Source organism: Rahnella perminowiae, assembly GCF_019049755.1.
Lineage (GTDB): Bacteria > Pseudomonadota > Gammaproteobacteria > Enterobacterales > Enterobacteriaceae > Rahnella > Rahnella perminowiae.
Genome location: NZ_JAFMOS010000640.1, coordinates 26,578 through 47,905, shown reverse-complemented (window position 1 = coordinate 47,905; position 21,328 = coordinate 26,578). Strand labels below are relative to the sequence as shown.

The window sequence follows — 21,328 nt, the reverse complement described above, 5'->3', positions numbered from 1 at the left end:
CTATTTATTGGCTCAGATCAAATTTATCCGGAGATAATTAATTATGATCGCACCCTATGTAAAATTGATTTTTTGATATTCGCTATTTCTTCTTATGAAAGTGAAATATGAATAGCGGCTCAGCTCATCGCTTATGGAAAAGTAAATGACTTACTCAACTTCATCAGTAAAAACTAATGCCAGCCCTTCTTCTTCTGCCGCGACGGAAAACACAAACTGGTATCAGATTAGTGGTAACGACGCCATGCAGCGTCTGGGAACCGGCGAGAATGGCCTGACCCGGCATGATGCCAGCGAACGCCTGAAAGAGTACGGCCCCAATGCCCTGCCGGAAAAAGCGGCTAAAAGCGCCCTGATGCGTTTTCTGGCGCACTTCAATGATGTCCTGATTTATATCCTGCTTGCGGCGGCTATTGTGACAGGTGCCATGGGGCACTGGGTCGATACGCTGGTCATTCTGGGCGTAGCCGTCATCAATGCGCTGATTGGTTTTTTGCAGGAAAACAGCGCTGAAAAATCCCTGAAAAGCATTCAGAATATGCTGTCAAGTCAGGCAGTTGTCATGCGTGACGGCCAGATACAAACCATCAACGCTGATCAACTGGTGCCTGGCGATATCGTACAGTTGCGCCCCGGTGACAAGATCCCGGCGGACTTGCGTATCATCAGTGCGCATAACCTGCAGGTCGAAGAAGCCATTCTGACGGGCGAATCCACTGTAGTGGTCAAAAACGCACAGGTCATTGACGATGAAGTCATGATCGGCGACCGCCATAACCTGTTGTTCTCCGGCACCATGATCAGTGGCGGTACCGCAACCGGTGTGGTCTGTGCCACCGGTAAAGACACAGAACTGGGTCACATCAACCAAATGATGTCATCGATCACGCCACAGCGCACCCCGCTGCTGCAGCAAATCGACAAACTGGGCAAAGGCATTTTCGCCCTGATTTTGCTGATGATGGCATTCCTGTTTATTTTCGCCTTCATTCTGCGCGACATGCCGCTGGGCGAACTGTTGCTGTCGCTGATTAGCCTGGCCGTGGCCTCCGTGCCGGAAGGTTTACCGGCCATCATTTCCATCATCCTTTCTCTCGGTGTGCAAACGATGGCACGTAATCACGCCATTATCCGTAAGCTGCCAACGGTCGAAACACTCGGTTCTATGACAGTAATTTGCTCGGATAAAACCGGCACGCTGACCATGAATGAAATGACCGTGAAAGCCGTCATTCTGGCAGACCGCGCTTATCAGGTAGAAGGCGAAAGCTATCAGCCTAAAGGCCGGATTACTGACACGCAAAGCCGCAAGCAGATCGATGTTATCAATACACCTGTACTTAACACTTTCATCACCGCGGTAGATTTATGTAATGACAGCCAATTACTGCAGGACGATAAAGGCCACTGGGGCATAACCGGCGGCCCGACGTCCGGCGCACTGAAAGTGCTGGCGGCTAAATCAAACCTGAATACCGGTAAAGTCGAACCACTGGATAAAATTCCGTTCGATTCTAAACATAAATACATGTCCACCCTGCAACGTATCAATGGCAAAACCCGGTTGTTTGTGACCTGCGCACCGGATGTTCTGTTCTCCTTAGCCTCGCTTGAACTGACCGAAAACGGCGTGCAGCCTTTCCGCCGCGAATACTGGGAAGAAGAGATGGCGCGCTACGCCCGCCAGGGCCTGCGTATGGTTGCTGCGGCACTGAAAGATGAGCCGGAAATCGACGGCGACCTGAACCACAGTCATTTGCAACAGGGCCTGATTTTTGCCGGTATCGCCGGCATGATGGATCCGCCGCGCCCTGAAGCGATTGACGCGATTGCTCAGTGTCAGCAGGCCGGGATCCGCGTGAAGATGATCACCGGTGACCACCAGGAAACCGCGATGGCAATTGGCAAAATACTGGGGATCGGCAACAGCGCAGACGCGATCACCGGTTACCAGCTCGAACATATGGACGATGCTGAACTGGCTGTGGCCGCCAGCCAGTACGATATTTTCGCCCGTACCAGCCCTGAGCATAAATTACGCCTGGTCAAGGCATTACAGGATAGCGGCGAAGTCGTCGGCATGACCGGCGACGGGGTCAACGATGCACCCGCGCTGAAACAGGCTGACGTCGGCATTGCCATGGGCATTAAAGGCACCGAAGTGACCAAAGAAGCCGCTGATATGGTACTGACCGATGATAACTTCGCGACCATCGCCAGCGCCGTCAGAGAAGGTCGTCGCGTTTACGACAACCTGAAGAAAACCATTCTGTTTATCCTGCCGACCAACCTCGCGCAGGGGCTGCTGATTATCCTGGCGATTCTGGCCGGTGCGGTCATTCCGCTGACGCCGGTTCAGATCTTATGGATGAACATGGCAACATCGACCACGCTGTCCTTCGGTCTGGCCTTTGAGCCAGGCGAGAAAGGCATGATGACCCGCCGCCCGCGCGCACCGGGTCAGCACGTACTCGATCTGCATGCTGTCTGGCGTATTGCCTTCGTGGGCATTCTGATTGCCTGCAGTGCGTTCGTGCTGGAAGCCTGGATGCAACCGCGCGGTTACAGCAGCGATTTGATCCGCACCGTACTGCTGCAGACACTGGTCACCGCGCAGTGGGTGTATATGTTTAACTGCCGCGTGATGGATCGTTTCCCGCTGACGCGTGAAGTGTTTGTTAATAAAGGCTTGTGGGTAGTTTCCGCTGTCCTGCTGCTCCTGCAACTGGCGCTGATTTATCTGCCGGTCATGAACCAGCTGTTCGGCACCGTACCGATGCCGCTGAAATTCTGGGGCATCACGCTGGTAGTTGGCGCGATGATCTTCGTGATTGTCGAAATCGAGAAATGGCTGGTTAACCGCTTCATTCGCCAGAAAGCTTGATGATTTATCCGGATGCCGGGTTACCTTTTGTAGCCCGGCGTTTTACGATAAAAAATGTCATCATTCTGAAACTTTAATATTTTCCGCGCTCAATTCGTCTCAAAGATCTCACAAAACGTCCCAATGCCCGTTTTGCTGATTTACATCAATCCTTTACCGCCTTATTACTCTCGCCAGGGTATCCCTTTTCACAGCAAACGAATATTGCCGGCAACCATCAATTTTTACGGCAGTTTTTACAGGAATGCCCCATCGCTGTAGGACCAGTTTTATAAAAAACGAGCTCTCTGGATGCTTTGCAGCCGAACAGAAGCCAACAAACAGGTAAACACAATGTCATCGATGATTGTAGACAGATGCTATTACACGCAGCTGGCATTGCATTCGTTATTGCAATTAAACGGACAACAGCAGAAAGACATTCTTTCGCTTAAGGATATCGACGAACTGCACGCGACATGCCATTCCCTGACGCCTGAAATCATCTTTGTGAATGAAGATTGCTTTACGTCTGATGCTCAGTCAGGCCACACCCTGCGGGATATGATAGACGCGCATCCCGGTACGCTGTTCTTTGTTTTCATTTCCAAAGAAAACCTGAATTATCAGAGCTATGTGCCGATCCGTAAAAACATCATTATTTTGTCCAAATCCATCCGGACAACCACCATTTATCAGCTGATTGCCCGTAACCTGCTGCTGTCACGCCCGGCAGAAGCGGAACAATTGTTGGATCTCACACCGGTCAGCCTGAGCCGGACTGAATCCAGTATTCTGAAAATGTGGATGTCAGGGCTGAACACAGAAAATATTTCCCAGCACCTGAATATCAAACAAAAAACGGTGGCGTCGCATAAAGGCAATATCAAGCGCAAAGTAAAAACGCAAAATAAACAGGCCATTTATCATGTTGTTAAACTCACCGATATTCTGACAACCGGGATGTTTGTCGGTCGCAACCGGCCACTGCGCCCGTCAGGCGAACCGGATGAATTCAACATTCCGTTTGGCTAATCTCTCCGCCACCTGCTACCCGCCGGCAACATTCTTGCCTTACTGTGAACCTGATGGTTGGGAACCCGGCTGAAACACGCTAAACTTCGCAGTCGGAACCCTTATCAGTCATGCCGCAGTCAGGCGGGGCTGACTTTAATTTGCCGCAGCGCCTGCCCTTCGCAGACAGCGCGCGGCCCGCAGAGAAAGAGGCTCAAAACAACGTGGCTCAATACGTATATTCCATGCATCGCCTCGGCAAAGTTGTTCCGCCGAAGCGTCATATTCTTAAGAACATCTCCCTGAGTTTCTTCCCTGGCGCTAAAATCGGTGTTCTGGGTCTGAACGGTTCGGGTAAATCCACCCTGCTGCGCATCATGGCCGGTATCGATACCGACATCGAAGGTGAAGCACGTCCGCAGCCTGATCTGAAAATCGGTTACCTGCCGCAGGAACCTCAGCTGAACATGGAACACACCGTGCGTGAGTCCGTGGAAGAAGCTGTTTCTGAAGTCGTTGGCGCGTTAAAACGTCTCGATGAAGTGTATGCACTGTACGCTGAGCCGGAAGCGGATTTCGATAAACTGGCGGCTGAACAGGGTAAGCTGGAAGAGATCATCCAGGCACACGATGGCCACAACCTCAACAGCCAGCTGGAACGTGCTGCTGATGCGCTGCGTCTGCCAGACTGGGATGCGAAAGTGGCTAACCTGTCCGGTGGTGAGCGCCGCCGTGTGGCACTTTGCCGCCTGCTGCTCGAAAAACCAGACATGCTGCTGCTCGACGAACCGACCAACCACCTGGATGCGGAATCCGTGGCATGGCTGGAACGCTTCCTGCACGACTTCGAAGGTACCGTAGTGGCAATTACCCACGACCGTTACTTCCTTGATAATGTGGCTGGCTGGATCCTCGAACTTGACCGCGGTGAAGGTATTCCGTGGGAAGGCAACTATTCCACCTGGCTGGAACAAAAAGACGAACGTCTGGCGCAGGAAGCCTCTTCCGAAGCCGCACGCCGTAAATCTATCGAGAAGGAACTGGAGTGGGTTCGTCAGGGCGCGAAAGGCCGTCAGTCTAAAGGCAAGGCCCGTCTGGCACGCTTTGAGGAGCTGAACAGCACCGAATACCAGAAACGTAACGAAACCAACGAACTGTTCATTCCACCGGGTCCCCGCCTGGGCGACAAAGTTGTCGAAGTGAAAAACCTGAGCAAGTCTTACGGTGATCGCGTTCTGATCGACGACCTGTCCTTCTCCGTACCGAAAGGCGCGATCGTCGGGATTATCGGCCCGAACGGCGCCGGTAAATCAACGCTGTTCCGTATGATGTCAGGTCAGGAAGACGCTAACAGCGGCACCATCGAGCTGGGCGATACCGTGAAACTGGCGTCTGTGGATCAGTTCCGTGATTCAATGGATAACAGCAAAACCGTCTGGGAAGAAGTCTCCGGTGGTCAGGACATCATGCGCATCGGCACCACTGAAATGCCAAGCCGCGCCTACGTGGGCCGCTTTAACTTCAAAGGGGTTGATCAGGGCAAACGTGTTGGCGAACTGTCCGGTGGTGAACGTGGCCGTTTGCATCTGGCAAAACTGCTGCAGGTTGGCGGTAACATGTTGCTGCTCGATGAACCGACCAATGACCTCGACATCGAAACCCTGCGTGCACTGGAAAACGCCTTGCTGGAATTCCCGGGCTGCGCGATGGTCATTTCCCATGACCGCTGGTTCCTCGACCGTATCGCGACGCACATCCTCGATTATCAGGATGAAGGCAAAGTCGAGTTCTTCGAAGGTAACTTCACCGAATACGAAGAATACAAAAAACGGACTTTAGGTGCCGATGCGTTGGAACCAAAGCGCATTAAGTACAAAAAGATGATCAAATAATCGTCTTCAGCCGAATATCAGGCCCGGAAACGGGCCTTTTTTATGGCGGCAATTCAATCAAATCTATCCCGTCAGCGCCTCGCTGTAGCTTTCTGAAAACCTATATTCTTCCAGCATAAACTCAATAAAACAGACCAGTGCCGGCGAATTCAGCTTTCGTCCCGGATAAACCAGATACAAATCATTCCCTTCTGCTTCCCATTCCGGCAACACGCGCACCAGCGTGCCTTTCGCGACTTCGTCATGGCATAAAAATGCAGGCAGCAATGTAATGCCTGCACCTGCCAGCGCGCACTCCCGCGCATACAGCAGATTGTCGGTGGTATGCGCCGAAGGCAGCAACCAGCGGTGCCAGGTATCGCCGCGATGCAGTACCCACTCAGACCACGCCCGGTGTGCGATGCAGTGATGCGACGCCAGTTGCTGCGGCGAATCCAGGGATGGCTGCTGTGCCAGATACGCCGGCGACGCCAGCAGGTAACGCGGGCTGTGCCCCAGTTCGCGGCCGATCAGCGAGGAATCCTGCGGTTTACCCGTACGCAAGGCGATATCAAACCCTTCCTGCACCAGATCGACCATCGCATCGGACACCGACACCTCCAGCGAAACATCCGGATAACGTTTCTGAAACTCGACGTTCATGCGCGCCAGTAACGTCGCCCCGAGCCCTGCCGGACTGGTGATCCGCAACCGCCCGCTCGGATTATCGCGTAACCGGCGGATGGCCAGCTCCGCCCTTTCGCTGGCCTGCATCATTTCCTGACAGTGGATCAGGTAACGTTCACCGGCAAACGTCAGATTCAGTTGCCGCGTCGTGCGGTTAAGCAGGCGCAGACCGACGGATTTCTCCAGCTGGCTGATGCGATGACTGACGCTGGATTTGGGCAAACCGGCGCGGCTGGCGGCCTGAGTAAAACTGCCGCATTCTGCGACCAGCGCAAACAGCGCCATATCCTGCAACTGCTTAAACATGATTGTTCACCTCAGCCGAACACTTTGTTAGTTATTGTCCATCTTATCAGCTTCTGTCATGCGGACTAGACTGTCTGTAAACCTCATGGAGAAATTGATATGTCCGTTAACGCTATTGCAGTAAACCCGAAAGATCCGGCCCGTTTTATTGCTGTTGAATTGCCACAACCCGTTGCCCAGGATTACGACCTGCTGGTGGAAGTGAAAGCCGTGTCGGTCAATCCGGTCGATACTAAAGTACACAAAGGTGTGCAGAAAAGCGGTCTGGATGCACCGAAAGTGCTGGGCTGGGATGCCAGCGGCATTGTTAAATCCGTGGGCAGCGCGGTGAAAAATTTCAAACCCGGCGATGAAGTCTGGTACGCCGGAGATATCACCCGTTCCGGAAGTAACGCGGCTGAACATCTCATCGACTCACGCATTGTGTCCCTCAAACCGCAAAGCCTGAACTGGGCTGAAGCCGCCGCCATGCCGCTGACCACACTGACCGCCTGGGAGGCGTTGTTCGAGCATCTGAAAATTCAGGACGCATCTGCGGATAAAACGCTGCTGATCATCGGCGGAGCCGGTGGCGTAGGTTCGCTTGCGATCCCGTTCGCGTCACTGCGCAGCAACGTGAAAGTCATTGCCACCGCTTCGCGCCCGGAATCAGCAAAATGGTGTCTGGATCGCGGTGCCGATCTGACCGTAAATTACAAAGATCTGAAAGGTGAACTGGCGAAACACGACATCAGGCAGGTAGATTTTATTCTGTGTCTGAACGATACCGACGGCCATTGGGAGACAATCGCTGATCTGATCGCGCCAATGGGTCATATCTGTACCATCGTTGAAAACGAACATCCGCTGGATATGAATAAACTGAAGCTGAAAAGTGCCGCCCTGCACTGGGAGCTGATGTACACCCGCAGTATGTTTACCACGCCGGATATTGCCGAACAGGGCGAAATTCTCAAACGCGTCGCCGCGCTGGTTGACGAAGGGAAAGTCCGGACCACCCTGAGCGACACCCTGCATGGCCTGACCGTGGAAAGCATCGAAGCCGCGCATGCCAAAGTACTCGACGGCCATATGCAGGGTAAAGTGGTCGTCGCTTTCTAAGTCCGCTGTGGCCTTATATGCAAAGCCCCGCATTTTCATGACGGGGCTTTTTCATTCACGTGTTTTCGTTCACGTGTGAACGCTATGTATGCCCGCAGCTCTGATTGCTGATTTTTGATCAGCGTACAGGGGGTTCATTTAACCGGCTGGTGTCCGCCGCCAGCATGTTCTGCACCAGTTCCACACATTCGAGAAAACGCTGATCATAATCTGATGACTCCACGTGAACATATTCCACCTGGTTCTGCCTGAGCATTTCAATTAACAGATTTTGAAAAGACATCCGGTCAGACGTACTGCCCAGACTACGCAGGCCATCCGCAACCCACGGTGTATTGTTTTCCAGCAAAATAACCAGATCAAACCGGTATTCATCCATCAGCGCCTGCACAAACGGATGCTCACGCCCTTCATATTTTTTACAGAAGGCTTGGGTGGTCAGGAAGTCGGTATCAATAAACGCCACTTTATTGGCATATTTTACTGCAAAATCAATGTACTGCGCCTGCCCGAGTGCAATTTTGTCATAATCGGAATATTGCAGCGCCATTTCATCGCCACCGAGGTGCGAGAACACATAATCGCGGCCATATTCCCACGCGCTGGTCGTGTTGAAGATATTGGCTAATTTATTCACCAGCGTCGATTTCCCGCTGGATTCGCCGCCCAGAATCGCCACCGTGCGTACGAAAAACGGTTTAACTTCAGTCGGAATATAATCCCAGTAACGGAACGGATCCTGACGGATCTGACGGCCACTGATATTCATAAACGAACGTTTCGGGTCGATCAGCACCGTTTCAATGCCGAGATGTTCCCGGTACTGTGGCGCATCAGCTTCTTCGCTGGAATAAATAGTATTCGGTTCAATGCCTTTCTGATCCATAAACTCTTTAATGCCACGCCCCCAGACATCCCAGCCGTGCGGATACGGCTCCATCCCCTCTTCGTTAAAGGCATGAATGCGGATGTTTTTCTGATACTTGAAGGTCTGCAATAACCAGCGCAGGCGGTCGCTGACCGTGGGTTGCTGAGACATTGAGCTGTTCTCAAACAGCTCGCGGTCGCGTGGTTCGTCATAACCCATGATGATATGCAGCTCATCGACCTGACTACAGGCGCGCTGGATCAGATAAATGTGGCCGGTGTGCAGCGGATAAAACTTACCGAACACCACGCCAATATTTTTCTCACGACGGGGAAACTCAAGATCCAGGAAACGGTGCAATGCCTCCAGTTTTTGGGCGCTGGGGCTTTTTATCTTTGCATTCAACAACTGGCTGAGATAACCCTTGGTCATCCCGCTGGCTTCGGCCACCTGTTGCAGCGTGCGTCCCTGTTGTTTTATCGCGGTTTTTAGATAGTCGAACTGTGACATGCCTTGTCCTCAGGTTTTCTGTACTAAACAAAAAATAGCACAAAGGCCCTCAGCAGCGACAGCGGTTAACCGTTACAAATCATCGAGGATCGCCAGCGCATCAGCCAGTTTTTTGACGCCAAATACCTGCATACCGGCGGGCACTTTTTTCGGCACGTTAGCGTACGGCACAATGGCGCGTTTAAAACCGTGTTTCGCCGCTTCAGTTATACGCTCCTGACCGCTTGGCACCGGACGGATTTCCCCCGCCAGCCCGACCTCACCGAACACCACCAAATCCTGCGGCAGCGGACGGTCACGCAGGCTCGATACCAGCGACAGCAACAGCGCCAGGTCGGCACTGGTTTCGGTGACTTTCACGCCACCGACCACGTTAACAAAGACATCCTGATCCGCCATCTGTAAGCCGCCATGACGGTGCAGCACCGCGAGTAATATGGCCAGACGGTTCTGCTCAAGACCGACCGCCACACGACGGGGATTGCCCATCATCGAATGATCGACCAGCGCCTGAACCTCAACCAACAGCGGACGCGTTCCTTCCCATAGCACCATGACGGAGCTGCCGGAGGTAATTTCATCTCCCCGGCTGAGGAAAATTGCCGACGGGTTGCTGACTTCACGCAGCCCCTGTTCGGTCATAGCAAATACGCCCAGTTCGTTCACCGCGCCAAAGCGGTTTTTGTGGCTGCGCAATGTACGGAAACGCGAATCGGCATCACCGTCGAGCAGTACGGAACAGTCAATACAGTGCTCCAGTACTTTGGGCCCCGCCAGTGAACCGTCTTTAGTGACATGACCGACCATGACAATCGCCACGCCGCGCGTTTTAGCGAAACGGGTAAGATACGCCGCCGTTTCACGCACCTGGGCGACCGTACCCGGCGACGACTGAATATCGGCCATATGCATCACCTGAATGGAGTCGATCACCATCAGCTTCGGCTGTTCCGCATCTGCAATCTCACAAATCTGTTCGATGCTGGTTTCCGACAGCATATTCATGTTAGCCGTTGGTAAACCCAGACGATGCGCGCGCATCGCAACCTGTTGCAATGATTCTTCACCCGTAACGTAAAGGGTTTTCATGTTTTCACTGAGATGACACAGAATTTGCAGCAACAGCGTACTTTTACCGGCACCGGGGTTACCGCCAATGAGAATGGCACTGCCCGGTACCACGCCGCCACCTAATACCCGGTCAAACTCTTTAAAACCGGTACTGAAACGCGGAAGTTCATCGAGGCTGATATCCGACAGTTTCTGCACGCGGCTGACCCCGGCATCCCCGGCATAACCGGTCAGACGTTCGTTACGCGCCACCGTAGGGGAAGCGGCCAAACGGATTTCAGTAATGCTGTTCCAGGCCTGACAGGCACTGCACTGCCCTTGCCAGCGCGGATAATCTGCGCCACATTCATTACACACAAATGCACGTTTTGCTGCTTTTGCCACAACTTACCTCTTCAAAATAATAGTGAATACCCTAAATAATTCGAGTTGCATCAAGGCGGCCAGAGCACTCATCCCGATGAGCTGACATACGTCAGTGATTCGGGTGAGTGATTGCAGCTAACGCAGATGCGGCTTGACGTATGACGGGTATTTAAGACTGGCTACCGCTGAGAATACACAACACGCCAAGCAGATCGGCATGTCGGATGCAGACTGAAGCCTGTTCATAAACTTTCGGTTTGGCGTGATAAGCAATACCCATGCCCGCAACCGCCATCATTTTCAGGTCATTCGCCCCATCACCGATAGCCACGGTTTGCGCGTGGGGAATACCCAGTTTTTCTGCCAGTTTCAGCAGAGTATCGGCTTTATATTGCGCGTCAACGATCGGCCCGATCACACGGCCTGTCAGTTTGCCGTCACGGATTTCCAGTTCGTTCGCGGCCACGTCGATCAGATTCAGCTGGTCGCGCAGGTATTCGGCATAATATGTAAAGCCGCCGGAGGCAATCGCCACGTGCCAGCCCGCTTCCTGTAAACGCTGAACCATCACCGTCAGACCCGGCATCAGCGGCAGGGTTTCACGCACCTGCTGTAGAATACTGGCATCCGCATCTTTCAATGTCGCCACGCGCTGACGCAGACTGGCGGAGAAATCCAGCTCGCCGCGCATCGCGCGTTCGGTGACTTCCGCGACCTGCTCACCGACGCCTGCCAGTTTGGCAATTTCATCGATGCATTCAATTTCAATCGCGGTAGAATCCATGTCCATGACCAGCAGGCCTGGCACACGCAGATACGGCACTTTCCCCAGCTGAGCGACATCAAATTCAAAAGATTCGGCGAGAAACTGTGCGTCGGCAGTGAGTGAGCCTGCGAGGCGCACAACCTGATAACCTTCCACTGACCATGCGCTGACAATCACCAGAGCGCGGCCTAACCGGCGCTGGAACAGCGTAATGCTGGTTTTATCAAGTTTTCTACCATACAGAAGCCATCCGGTATGTCCCGCCCGGTAATCCAGCGGCATGACTTCATCACCGCTCAATGAAAGGGGAAGTCCCGGCCATTGGTGGATCTCCGCAGGAAGATCGCAATAGGTCAGACTGTTTGGCATGATGGCTCCTGTAGGGCGTTATGGTATTAGGAAAACAAATATCACTATTTACCCAAAATCATTCGAGTTGCATCAAGGCGGCAACTGAATGAATCTCCGGGATCTGACACAGGTCAGTGACCGGAGTGAATGAAGGCAGCCAACGCAGAGGCAGCTTGAAGGATGCAGGGTAAAATGAGGCATCAAGCTACCTTATCGTGGCGTCTTCTGGCAACATAAAGTCATCGAAATACGCAAGGAAACAGAATGGCCAAGGCCAAACTTAAATTTCGCCTGCACCGCGCGGCTATCGTATTGATAAGTCTCGCATTACTTGTCATTCTGATGCAGGGCGCATCTTATTTCAGTCTGGGACATCAACTGGCACGTTCGACGCAGGTGGAACAGCTTGCGCAAACGCTCGCCCGACAGGTGGCGTTTTCGCTCGCCCCCCTGATGGACAGCGATAATGATGGCGCTGATATCGCACAAATTTCCACTATTTTGAGTCAGCTTACCGAGAGCAGTCGCATTCTTGACGCCAGCGTTTATGAGTCTGACGGTTCCCTGGTGGCGCATGCCGGTGAACAGGTGCCGGTTCGCGACCGTTTGTCGCTCGATGGCAAACGTGCGGGTAGCTACTTCAATCATCAGATTGTGGTACCGATAGAAGATAAAAACGGGCCGGGCGGATTTTTACGCATCACACTCGACACGCATGTGCTGGCAACCGAGTCCAAGCAGGTGGATAACACCACTAACCTGTTGCGCCTGATGATGCTCGCCGCGCTGGGTGTCGGTATTATTCTGGCCCGCACATTGTTGCAGGGCCGCCGTTCACGCTGGCAGCAATCACCGTTCCTGCTGACCGCCAGTAAGCCGGTAAAAGAAGATGATGAACAGGAAGACGAACCGGATGAGTTCGGCCCGCCACCGGTGCTCAATATTCCTGAGCCGGAATCCGATGTGGTGCCCGCTAAACCTGCCACCGAAGCGCAGACCAAAGAAGCCGCACAGGCTGCTTATCGCAGCCTGAAACGCAGCCGGCCGAAGTGATACAGGCCAGCCGCCTTGAGAGCGTTGACGGGGTGATGTGGAGTTGCTCCGTGAAGTTGCTCCGTGATCTCTTTTGTCGTCAGACTGCCCTGACGCAGTAAATCTACAAGTTCAGACATGAGCAGTTCAGTGATGAACAGGAAAACGCATAGCAAAACGGGCACCATTTGGTGCCCGTTTTCGTCTCTGCTATATCAGCAGAATTTATTCTTTATCGCCCAGCAGAACAGATTCCAGCGCGATTTCGATCATGTCGTTGAAGGTGGTCTGACGTTCAGCGGCAGTGGTTTGTTCGTGCGTACGGATATGGTCGGAGACAGTACAGATAGTCAGTGCTTTTGCACCAAATTCTGCCGCCACACCGTAGATCCCGGCCGCTTCCATTTCCACACCCAAAATGCCGTACTTTTCCATTACATCGAACATTTGCGGGTCCGGTGTATAGAACAGGTCGGCGGAGAAGATGTTACCGACGCGGGCATTGATGCCTTTAGCTTTCGCAGCGTCAGCGGCGTTACGCACCATGTCGTAGTCCGCGATAGCCGCGTAGTCATGGTCTTTGAAACGCATACGGTTCACTTTGGAATCGGTGCAGGCACCCATGCCGATCACAATGTCACGCAGTTTGATGTCGGCACGAACAGCACCACACGAGCCCACGCGGATGATTTTTTTTACGCCGAATTCAGTGATCAGTTCTTTGGCATAAATGGAGCAGGAAGGAATGCCCATGCCATGGCCCATCACTGAGATTTTGCGGCCTTTATACGTGCCGGTGAACCCCAACATGCCACGCACGTCGTTCACCTGCTTAACATCCTGAAGGAAGGTTTCCGCGATGTGCCTGGCGCGCAGCGGGTCGCCCGGCATCAGCACGACGTCAGCAAAGTCGCCCATTTCAGCATTAATGTGTGGAGTTGCCATCTTCTTATTCCTTAATCAGCGAGGTGTCATATTCATCATAAAAAACGCGGCCAGTATAAAGAACTGGCCGTGTATACAAAGCGTTATAGCATCGACTTACCGTAATCCATCGGCGACAGATCGAAATATTTGGCGACTGTCTGGCCGATATCCGCGAAAGTTTCACGATGGCCTAATGAACCCGGTTTTACTTTCGGGCCATAGATTAAGACCGGAATGTGCTCACGGGTGTGATCGGTACCGCGCCAGGTCGGGTCACAACCGTGATCAGCCGTGAAAATGATGATGTCATCTTCTTTCACCAGCTCCAGCAGTTCAGGCATGCGGCGGTCGAACAACTCCAGCGCGGCAGCATAACCCGGCACATCACGGCGATGGCCGTAAGAGGAGTCGAAATCAACAAAGTTGGTGAAGACGATGGTTTTGTCCCCGGCTTGTTTCATCTCTTCGATGGTGGCGTCAAACAGCGCGTCCAGACCGGTGGCCTTCACCTTTTTAGTGATACCAACCTGTGCATAAATATCTGCAATTTTACCCACAGACACCACATGACCCTTTTTCTCATCGACCAGCTTTTTCAGGATGGTCGGAGCCGGTGGCTCAACCGCTAAGTCATGACGATTACCGGTACGCTCGAAGTTACCGGCTTTATCGCCGATGAACGGACGGGCAATCACGCGACCGATGTTGTAGCCGCCTTCGGTCAACTCTTCACGGGCGATTTCGCACAGTTCGTACAGGCGATCCAGCCCGAAGGTTTCTTCGTGGCAGGCAATCTGGAAGACGGAGTCAGCAGAGGTGTAGAAAATCGGCTTGCCGGTTTTCATGTGTTCTTCGCCCAACTCATCCAGCACAACGGTACCGGAAGAGTGGCAGTTACCGAGATAGCCCGGCAGATTAGCGCGCTCTACCAGTTTATCGAGCAGTTCCTGCGGGAAACTGTTGGTGGTATCGCTGAAATAGCCCCAGTCAAACAAAACAGGCACGCCGGCGATTTCCCAGTGGCCTGACGGGGTATCTTTACCGGAAGACAACTCGCTGGCGTAAGCATAGGCGCCGGTAATTTCAGCATTTCCGTCCATGCCGTCAGGGATTTTACCGGTAGATTCTTCAGCGGCTTTCGCCAACCCCAGGCGGGTCAGGTTAGGCAGATTCAGCGGGCCCTGACGGCCTTTGTCCGCATCGCCACGCGCACAGGCAGCCGCGATGTGGCCCAATGTGTCAGAACCGGTATCACCAAAGCGCCCGGCATCTTCACTGGCACCGATACCGAATGAGTCTAACACCATGATAAATGTACGTTTCATTTTGCTCTCCTGCGAATGGTTACGCATTGGGTCACGCGGAACTGCCGCGCACCTGATCAATCTTAAATGGGGGCGATGTGGCCTGAAATCAAGCGTTACTGCCGATCCGACGGTAAATCACCGGCGTGCTTTCCGGCGCGTTGTCGCTCAGGACAATCGCCGCACGCACTTCCTGCGCCGCCTGCTGCCAGGCCGCTTCACTGTTGGCGTGGATCATCGCCAGTGGCTGACGGGTATCCACCTGCTGGCCCAGTTGTGCCATATGGGTCAGACCGACGCTGTAGTCGATGGCATCGCTGGCGCGGCGACGTCCGCCCCCCAGTGACACGACGGTCATGCCCAGCGCACGGGTGTCCATCGCACTGACAATCCCGTTGCCTTCGGCGTAAACCGGTTTGCTCAGCGTGGCCTGTTGCAGATAACGATCGTAATTCTCGATGAAATCGGCCGGGCCTTTCTGGGCAGCAATCATGCGGCCAAAGACTTCGGCGGCTTTGCCGTTATCCAGCACAGCCTGCAGCTGTCGGCGGGCGTCGGCGTCATCTTTTGCCAGACCGCCGGACAGCAGCATTTCAACACACAGCGCCATGGTGACTTCCAGCAGGCGCGGATTACGGTATTCACCTGTCAGGAAGCGCACGGCTTCACGCACTTCAACCGCATTACCGGCGCTGGATGCCAGCACCTGATTCATATCAGTCAGCAACGCGGTGGTTTTACAACCCGCACCATTCGCCACATCGACAATCGCCTGCGCCAGATCTTCTGACAGCGAATAAGTCGGCATGAACGCGCCGGACCCCACCTTGACGTCCATCACCAACGCATCCAGGCCTTCAGCCAGTTTTTTGGCGAGGATCGAAGCCGTGATCAGCGGTATGGAATCGACGGTTGCGGTGATATCGCGGGTTGCATAGAAACGCTTATCTGCCGGTGCCAGCGAGCTGGTCTGGCCGATGATTGCCACGCCGACATCCTGAATGATGCTGCGAAAACGGCTGTCATCCGGGAAAATATCGAAGCCCGGAATCGCTTCGAGTTTATCGAGCGTACCGCCGGTATGACCGAGACCACGGCCGGAAATCATCGGGACATAACCGCCGCATGCCGCTACCATCGGGCCCAGCATCAGCGAGGTCACGTCACCCACGCCGCCGGTCGAATGCTTATCCACGACCGGACCGTTCAGGCTGAGGCTTTTCCAGTTGAGCACGGTGCCTGAATCACGCATCGCCATGGTCAGCGAAACACGTTCTTTCATAGACATGTCATTGAAGTAGATAGTCATTGCCAGCGCGGCAATCTGGCCTTCTGAAACCTGGCTGTCGCGAATACCATTAATGAAGAAACGAATTTCCTCGTCGCTTAAAGGCTGACCGTCACGTTTTTTACGAATAATTTCTTGTGCGAGAAACAAGGTATCCCCCTGCCTGAGCTGAACGCTAAATGTGGATGCGAATACCGGACGCTGTAAAACAGCGCCACGGCATCGGCATAACAACAATGATTAGTAGCTGCTGGTGGCTTTCTGACCCGCGTGACCCAGCGTGGTGAGCAGACTGGCCAGCAGACTGGATGCGCCGAAACGGAAGTGACGTGCGTCAGCCCATTCGCGGCCCAGCAGGCGGTCAGCCAGCGCCAGATATTGCGCAGCGTCTTCAGCGGTTTTCACGCCACCAGCCGGTTTGAAACCGACAGTTTCGCCCACGCCCATCTCAGCAATGACGCTCATCATCAGCTCAGCGCTGTGCAGCGTGGCATTTTCAGGCACTTTCCCTGTGGAGGTTTTGATGAAATCAGCCCCGGCTTTGATCGCAATTTCAGACGCTTTGCGGATCAGGGCATCTTGCCTGAGTTCACCGGTTTCGATGATCACTTTCAGCAGGACGTTGGCGGCAGCACAGGCTTCTTTGCATTGTCTGACCATCTCAAAACCAATCTGCTCGTTACCGGCAATCAACGCACGGTACGGGAATACCACGTCAACTTCATCGGCACCGTAAGCAATTGCCGCACGGGTTTCTGCCAGCGCGATCTCAAGATCATCATTACCGTGCGGGAAGTTGGTCACGGTTGCAATGCGGATGTCCGGCGTACCTTGCTCACGCAGAGTTTTGCGGGCAACAGGAATAAAACGAGGATAAATGCAGACGGCAGCAGTATTTCCTGCCGGGCTCTTCGCCTGATGACAAAGTGCGATCACTTTCGCATCCGTGTCGTCTTCGTTCAGGGTGGTTAAATCCATCAGGTTCAGCGCACGTTGCGCTGCGGCGGTTAAATCGGTCATATAACTCTCCAACAATTTTCAATTCCAGCGACCGGCCAGAACTGAGCATACAGTCATGAATTATTTCCCGCGTTTACCCTCGGGAAAAAAATTCTGCACGGTTGGCGAGCGGACTTGGTTCCTTGAAGATAGCGTGCGTAAGCGGCGTGTAGTGGCTTACGTGGCAACTGAGATCCTTCTCACCGCGCTTGGATTGGCTGACGCCAATACGTTGTGACTATTTGAACACGTCACATCAGGTTCCTGTGTGCAGTATTTCACACAAAATGAAAACCGTTTGCAACGTTGCTTGATAAAATGGGATATAAATCACATTTCATAGCCTTTATGCTCAGTATTCGACCCTTATAAGAGTGTATACCCGAATCATGACAAACGGAGTTCGGGGGATTACACCGCAATCACCCGGCGGCAATCGCGCAGGCAATGTTATAATAATAACATTTTAAAGAGAAATTAAATCGTGATTCGCCAGAAAACCTTTTTATGCAGGCTCATCTACGTCAATGTGAATGTTATTTAAATCACAATTTAGTCTTTCTCAGGGTTCACAGCGAAGGGAGATTAAAGATGCGTCGGGTATTATCGAGCAATGCGCCGGCAATCTGTTCGGGCGTTTCACTGCGCAGGCTGCACAAAATGTCGAATACATTAGCCGCACGCTCAGGGCGGTTAGGCTGCCCCTGAAAACCCTGCAACGGCATATCGGGCGCATCGGTTTCGAGCAGCAAAGAGGAAAGGGGTAATCCGGCCATCACATGCCGGGTTTTCTGCGCACGCTCATAGCTGATGGTGCCGCCGACGCCTATCGCAAAACCCAGTTTAATAAACGCCTGTGCCTGAGAAAGACTGCCTGCAAATCCGTGTACCACCCCGGTCGCCGGCAGTTTTGCCTGACGCAGCATCGCTGCCAGCTGATCGTGGCTGCGCCGGGAATGCAGGATCACCGGCAGCGTCTCACGTTTTGCCAGAGCAAACTGCGCTTTCAGCAACCGTTGTTGCTGCTCAAATCTCGGCTCTTCCATGTATAAATCCAGGCCAACTTCCCCGACGGCCACCAGATGAGGATCCCGGCGACTGAGCAGCGAATCCAGTAATTCCACGCAACTGTCCTGGTGTTGTGCAACATAAAGGGGATGTAACCCCAGCGCGGCATGCAACGGCGGAAATTTTTTTGCCAGCGAGAGAATGCCGTTAAAACGATCAGACGTGACAGCGGGAACAATAATCTGCCGCACACCAGCCTGTCCGGCGAGGCGCAAACTTTCGGTTTCCGCCCCTGTAAACGGTGGAAAATCGAAATGGCAGTGCGTATCGATGAAGGTGTAACTCACAACTTTTCGCCCTCACTGGATGGATAATTTTCTGATGGCGCGGAGCTTTCCGGTTGTAGCCTGTCTGATGCGGCGCGTTGCGGTGAAGACACACTGACTACGCTGTCTTTAAACGCAGCCGGACGCACTATCCCTCCGTCGGCGACCATGTCCGTCAGCACGGCGGGATCGAGAATGATTTGCTCCGCTGTGCTGGCAGATGCCGCCAACGGGATCACATTTTCTGGCTCGTCCTGCGGCACCACGATCCGTTGCGGACGGCGTGTCACGCGCGGTTCGATCAGCGTATAAGGACGCTCGTTTTCACGCGGTAACAGCCAGTGTGCTGCGGCAGACAAAAAATACCGTCCGCAACGGCGGCCGAGATGGTAATCCTGATTTAGCGCAGGCAGACGGCTACCGAGCGCATGGCTGGCCAGCGGTTTGGGCGGGAAGATTTCAAAAATACGCACATCATCCGGCGGATTCTCAATGAACTGCTGGATACGGTGATAGCTCTCTTCATGATGCTGCATCATGCGCACCAGCTGTTGCAGACTGCTTTCGCTCAGCCATTGTTCCATACGTTTCATCCACTGCGGCGTATAGAACATCGCAGAGGGAACGGTACGGATCACTACAATGGTATCCGCGCCACGGCGATAAGCTTCCTCAACAGGGATCGCATCGCTGATGCCGCCGTCCTGATAGCTGATACCTTCCAGATCCACCCCCAGGCGGTAAAAACCCGGAATAGCGCTGGAGGCTTTGATCACCGGCAGCCAGTTTTCCCGCGTCGGTGAAAAATAATTAGCCGTGTAGTCATCACTGCGACAGGCACACATCAGGAACTCACGGCCATCAATGAGCAACTTTTCTGCGTTTTCCATCGCCAGTGGCATGTTTTTAGCCGTTTCTTCAACCAGCCAGTCGAGATCGATAAGATGTCCGCCCCGCACAAATCGCAGCGGGTTAAAAAACTCAGGACTGGTGGTATAACGGGTAATCACCCTTCTGGCATAGCCGGGCTGCCCGCAGACAAAGGCAGAGAGATTTTGCGCACCCGCAGAGGTACCCAGATATAAATCAAAGGGGTTGAAACGCGCGCGCTGAAACTCATCCAGCACACCTGCCGTAAAAATGCCTCTCTGTCCGCCGCCTTCGCACACCAGGGCAATCTTCCCCGGCGTATAGGGTTTGTACGCCAGCGCTTCTATATTCCCCAGCGTGACAGGTATTCTGTATCCCAACGCATCGTCCTCACGCAAATGGCTCCACCCGGTTAGCCTTCATTTCTGAGCATACCTCGTCTTCCTGCTTTGGGTGAATTTCTTGCCAAAATCGGGCGACAAAATCGTTACGTCCTGTTAACGGCCAGGATACCTGCATAAAAAAATCGCCCCCTTCACTGAAGGGGGCGATGTGATTAACTAACGCTTTTTGGCATCACTGAAGTGATGTGGTCAGAGTCGCTTACGACCCGTAAACAGGCTGACCAGGAACAGAATGATACCGACTACGAAGACGATTTTTGCAGCCCAGGCAGCTGTACCCGCCAAACCACCGAAACCAAGAGCCGCCGCGATCAACGCGATGATTAGAAAAATAATGCCCCAACGAAACATAAGCTTCTCCTTTACCCTATTTTCACTTTGCCATTTTAAAAGGTTGTGCCCCGCCTCGGGCCGGACTCACTGTGAAATATTGCCTTCTGACGCTTTATCAACCGGCTACAGCCAGTAACAAAAAAACGAATTACTTAATAAAGGTAGTCGAAAAATGAAAGTGTTAGCGTTTCCGACACGATATTTTTCCCAACTGCAGGCAATTCCGTTCATCCCGAATATTCAGCAGGCACATAAATAAATATAGTTATGCGTTATTCCGAAAATAAAGCGCCCTGCCCTGAGGAGGGCGCTATAGACAACAGCTACAGCAGATGATCGTTACGGTGCGACTTTCAGATCATTTTTGACGCTTTTCACGCCATCAACGGTTTTGGCGACGCTTTCAGCACGGTCAGACTGTGCCTGATCTTTCACGTTACCGGAAAGCTGTACCACGCCGTCGGTGGTTTCAACTTTCACGTTACGTGATGGGACGATGTCATCGGCCAGCAATTTAGCTTTTACAGAGGCCGTGGTCGCGCTGTCACCGGCATAGCCTTTAACGCTTTGATCTTTGCTGTCTTTGGTATGCAGTTTGTCGCTGACGGATTTAACACCTTCAACTTTAGTGGCTACTGCCACAGCCTGCTCAGCTTCAGCCTGTGAACCCACAAAACCGCTCAGCGTGACAACGCCGGAATTGGTCGTGACGGAGATATCGTTGCTTTTAATCGCTTTATCATCTACCAGAGCACTTTTCACTTTTGCTGTGATGGCACTGTCGCCCATGTAGTTATCAACTTTCTTCATGGAACTATCGATTTTTGCACCTGCGCTATCTGTAGTCGTCGTTGCAGCCAAAGCGCTACCGCTCATCAGTGCGGTACCCAGAACTACAGCCATCATGGAATAGGCAAATTTAGAATTTTTCATCGATTTCTTCCTTTCGGTTTATGAGCCTTGATTGCGGCTCTACACGTCACATTCTTGGTGACGCCTTCTAACAAATTGTATTGCTGCTGTTTTTACTTTCCTTGTAGCAGAGTACATCGTTTTATTCTGG

The 21,328-nt window shown here is 53.0% G+C and carries 17 protein-coding genes; 5 read left to right on the top strand and 12 right to left on the bottom strand.

What is annotated here, in order from left to right:
- The first annotated feature begins 145 nt into the window (after positions 1-145).
- The 3 genes from J1785_RS25040 (at position 146) to ettA (ending at position 5,769) form a co-directional block, all read left to right on the top strand.
- Positions 146-2,884 (top strand): cation-transporting P-type ATPase, encoded by a 2,739-nt coding sequence (locus J1785_RS25040; protein WP_217220968.1) that lies wholly within the window; start codon positions 146-148, stop codon positions 2,882-2,884.
- A 333-nt stretch (positions 2,885-3,217) separates the two neighbouring features.
- Positions 3,218-3,898, top strand: a complete 681-nt coding sequence (gene rcsA / locus J1785_RS25035) for a transcriptional regulator RcsA (protein ID WP_129953266.1) — start codon at positions 3,218-3,220, stop codon at positions 3,896-3,898.
- Between the two features lie 203 nt (positions 3,899-4,101).
- Entirely contained in the window at positions 4,102-5,769 is a 1,668-nt protein-coding gene (gene ettA / locus J1785_RS25030; RefSeq protein ID WP_129991294.1) for an energy-dependent translational throttle protein EttA, read from the top strand.
- 63 nt (positions 5,770-5,832) lie between these two features.
- Here the strand turns inward: ettA and J1785_RS25025 are convergent, their stop codons facing one another.
- Positions 5,833-6,741 carry a LysR family transcriptional regulator gene (locus J1785_RS25025; RefSeq protein ID WP_217220967.1) on the bottom strand — a complete coding sequence of 303 codons (909 nt, stop codon included), beginning with the start codon at positions 6,739-6,741 and terminating at the stop codon, positions 5,833-5,835.
- Positions 6,742-6,840: 99 nt separating this feature from the next.
- On the opposite strand from J1785_RS25025, the gene J1785_RS25020 reads away from it, so the two are divergent.
- Positions 6,841-7,842, top strand: a complete 1,002-nt coding sequence (locus J1785_RS25020; protein ID WP_217220966.1) for a zinc-binding alcohol dehydrogenase family protein — start codon at positions 6,841-6,843, stop codon at positions 7,840-7,842.
- A 118-nt stretch (positions 7,843-7,960) separates the two neighbouring features.
- Here J1785_RS25020 and nadR read toward each other — a convergent pair whose 3' ends face one another.
- The 3 genes from nadR to serB all read right to left on the bottom strand — a co-directional run bounded on the left by nadR (position 7,961) and on the right by serB (position 11,792).
- Positions 7,961-9,220 (bottom strand): multifunctional transcriptional regulator/nicotinamide-nucleotide adenylyltransferase/ribosylnicotinamide kinase NadR, encoded by a 1,260-nt coding sequence (gene nadR, locus J1785_RS25015; RefSeq protein WP_129953270.1) that lies wholly within the window; start codon positions 9,218-9,220, stop codon positions 7,961-7,963.
- 72 nt (positions 9,221-9,292) lie between these two features.
- On the bottom strand, positions 9,293-10,675 hold the full coding sequence (gene radA / locus J1785_RS25010) for a DNA repair protein RadA (RefSeq protein WP_129953271.1): 1,383 nt from the start codon (positions 10,673-10,675) through the stop codon (positions 9,293-9,295).
- A gap of 151 nt (positions 10,676-10,826) precedes the next feature.
- Positions 10,827-11,792, bottom strand: coding sequence for a phosphoserine phosphatase (gene serB / locus J1785_RS25005; protein ID WP_129991293.1), 966 nt, complete (start codon positions 11,790-11,792; stop codon positions 10,827-10,829).
- A gap of 246 nt (positions 11,793-12,038) precedes the next feature.
- On the opposite strand from serB, the gene J1785_RS25000 reads away from it, so the two are divergent.
- Positions 12,039-12,827, top strand: a complete 789-nt coding sequence (locus tag J1785_RS25000) for a YtjB family periplasmic protein (RefSeq protein WP_129953273.1) — start codon at positions 12,039-12,041, stop codon at positions 12,825-12,827.
- Between the two features lie 204 nt (positions 12,828-13,031).
- Here J1785_RS25000 and deoD read toward each other — a convergent pair whose 3' ends face one another.
- The 8 genes from deoD to osmY all read right to left on the bottom strand — a co-directional run bounded on the left by deoD (position 13,032) and on the right by osmY (position 21,198).
- The gene (gene deoD / locus J1785_RS24995; RefSeq protein ID WP_015698752.1) at positions 13,032-13,751 is read right to left on the bottom strand and encodes a purine-nucleoside phosphorylase; all 720 of its coding nucleotides are present in this window, start codon (positions 13,749-13,751) and stop codon (positions 13,032-13,034) included.
- A gap of 83 nt (positions 13,752-13,834) precedes the next feature.
- The gene (gene deoB / locus J1785_RS24990; protein WP_129953274.1) at positions 13,835-15,058 is read right to left on the bottom strand and encodes a phosphopentomutase; all 1,224 of its coding nucleotides are present in this window, start codon (positions 15,056-15,058) and stop codon (positions 13,835-13,837) included.
- Between the two features lie 88 nt (positions 15,059-15,146).
- Complete coding sequence (gene deoA, locus J1785_RS24985) at positions 15,147-16,475, bottom strand: thymidine phosphorylase (protein ID WP_217157091.1); 1,329 nt, start codon at positions 16,473-16,475, stop codon at positions 15,147-15,149.
- 90 nt (positions 16,476-16,565) lie between these two features.
- Complete coding sequence (gene deoC, locus J1785_RS24980; protein WP_129953276.1) at positions 16,566-17,345, bottom strand: deoxyribose-phosphate aldolase; 780 nt, start codon at positions 17,343-17,345, stop codon at positions 16,566-16,568.
- Positions 17,346-17,893: 548 nt separating this feature from the next.
- A complete protein-coding gene (locus J1785_RS24975; protein WP_129953277.1) occupies positions 17,894-18,679 on the bottom strand; it encodes a TatD family hydrolase in 786 nt (261 codons plus the stop codon).
- Positions 18,676-19,908: a patatin-like phospholipase family protein gene (locus J1785_RS24970; RefSeq protein ID WP_238483372.1), complete on the bottom strand. Its 1,233-nt coding sequence runs from the start codon at positions 19,906-19,908 to the stop codon at positions 18,676-18,678. The genes J1785_RS24975 and J1785_RS24970 overlap by 4 nt, the downstream gene beginning before the upstream one ends.
- 213 nt (positions 19,909-20,121) lie before the next feature.
- Entirely contained in the window at positions 20,122-20,283 is a 162-nt protein-coding gene (locus J1785_RS24965; RefSeq protein WP_013577105.1) for a DUF1328 domain-containing protein, read from the bottom strand.
- Between the two features lie 321 nt (positions 20,284-20,604).
- A complete protein-coding gene (osmY, locus tag J1785_RS24960) occupies positions 20,605-21,198 on the bottom strand; it encodes a molecular chaperone OsmY (protein WP_129953279.1) in 594 nt (197 codons plus the stop codon).
- Positions 21,199-21,328 lie beyond the last annotated feature (130 nt).

Coding starts and splice junctions, on each gene's coding strand:
- J1785_RS25040 (WP_217220968.1), top strand. CDS start 146: ATGACTTACTCAACTTCATCAGTAAAAACTAATGCCAGCCCTTCTTCT.
- rcsA (WP_129953266.1), top strand. CDS start 3,218: ATGTCATCGATGATTGTAGACAGATGCTATTACACGCAGCTGGCATTG.
- J1785_RS25025 (WP_217220967.1), bottom strand. CDS start 6,741: ATGTTTAAGCAGTTGCAGGATATGGCGCTGTTTGCGCTGGTCGCAGAA.
- J1785_RS25020 (WP_217220966.1), top strand. CDS start 6,841: ATGTCCGTTAACGCTATTGCAGTAAACCCGAAAGATCCGGCCCGTTTT.
- nadR (WP_129953270.1), bottom strand. CDS start 9,220: ATGTCACAGTTCGACTATCTAAAAACCGCGATAAAACAACAGGGACGC.
- serB (WP_129991293.1), bottom strand. CDS start 11,792: ATGCCAAACAGTCTGACCTATTGCGATCTTCCTGCGGAGATCCACCAA.
- J1785_RS25000 (WP_129953273.1), top strand. CDS start 12,039: ATGGCCAAGGCCAAACTTAAATTTCGCCTGCACCGCGCGGCTATCGTA.
- deoD (WP_015698752.1), bottom strand. CDS start 13,751: ATGGCAACTCCACACATTAATGCTGAAATGGGCGACTTTGCTGACGTC.
- deoB (WP_129953274.1), bottom strand. CDS start 15,058: ATGAAACGTACATTTATCATGGTGTTAGACTCATTCGGTATCGGTGCC.
- deoC (WP_129953276.1), bottom strand. CDS start 17,345: ATGACCGATTTAACCGCCGCAGCGCAACGTGCGCTGAACCTGATGGAT.
- J1785_RS24965 (WP_013577105.1), bottom strand. CDS start 20,283: ATGTTTCGTTGGGGCATTATTTTTCTAATCATCGCGTTGATCGCGGCG.
- osmY (WP_129953279.1), bottom strand. CDS start 21,198: ATGAAAAATTCTAAATTTGCCTATTCCATGATGGCTGTAGTTCTGGGT.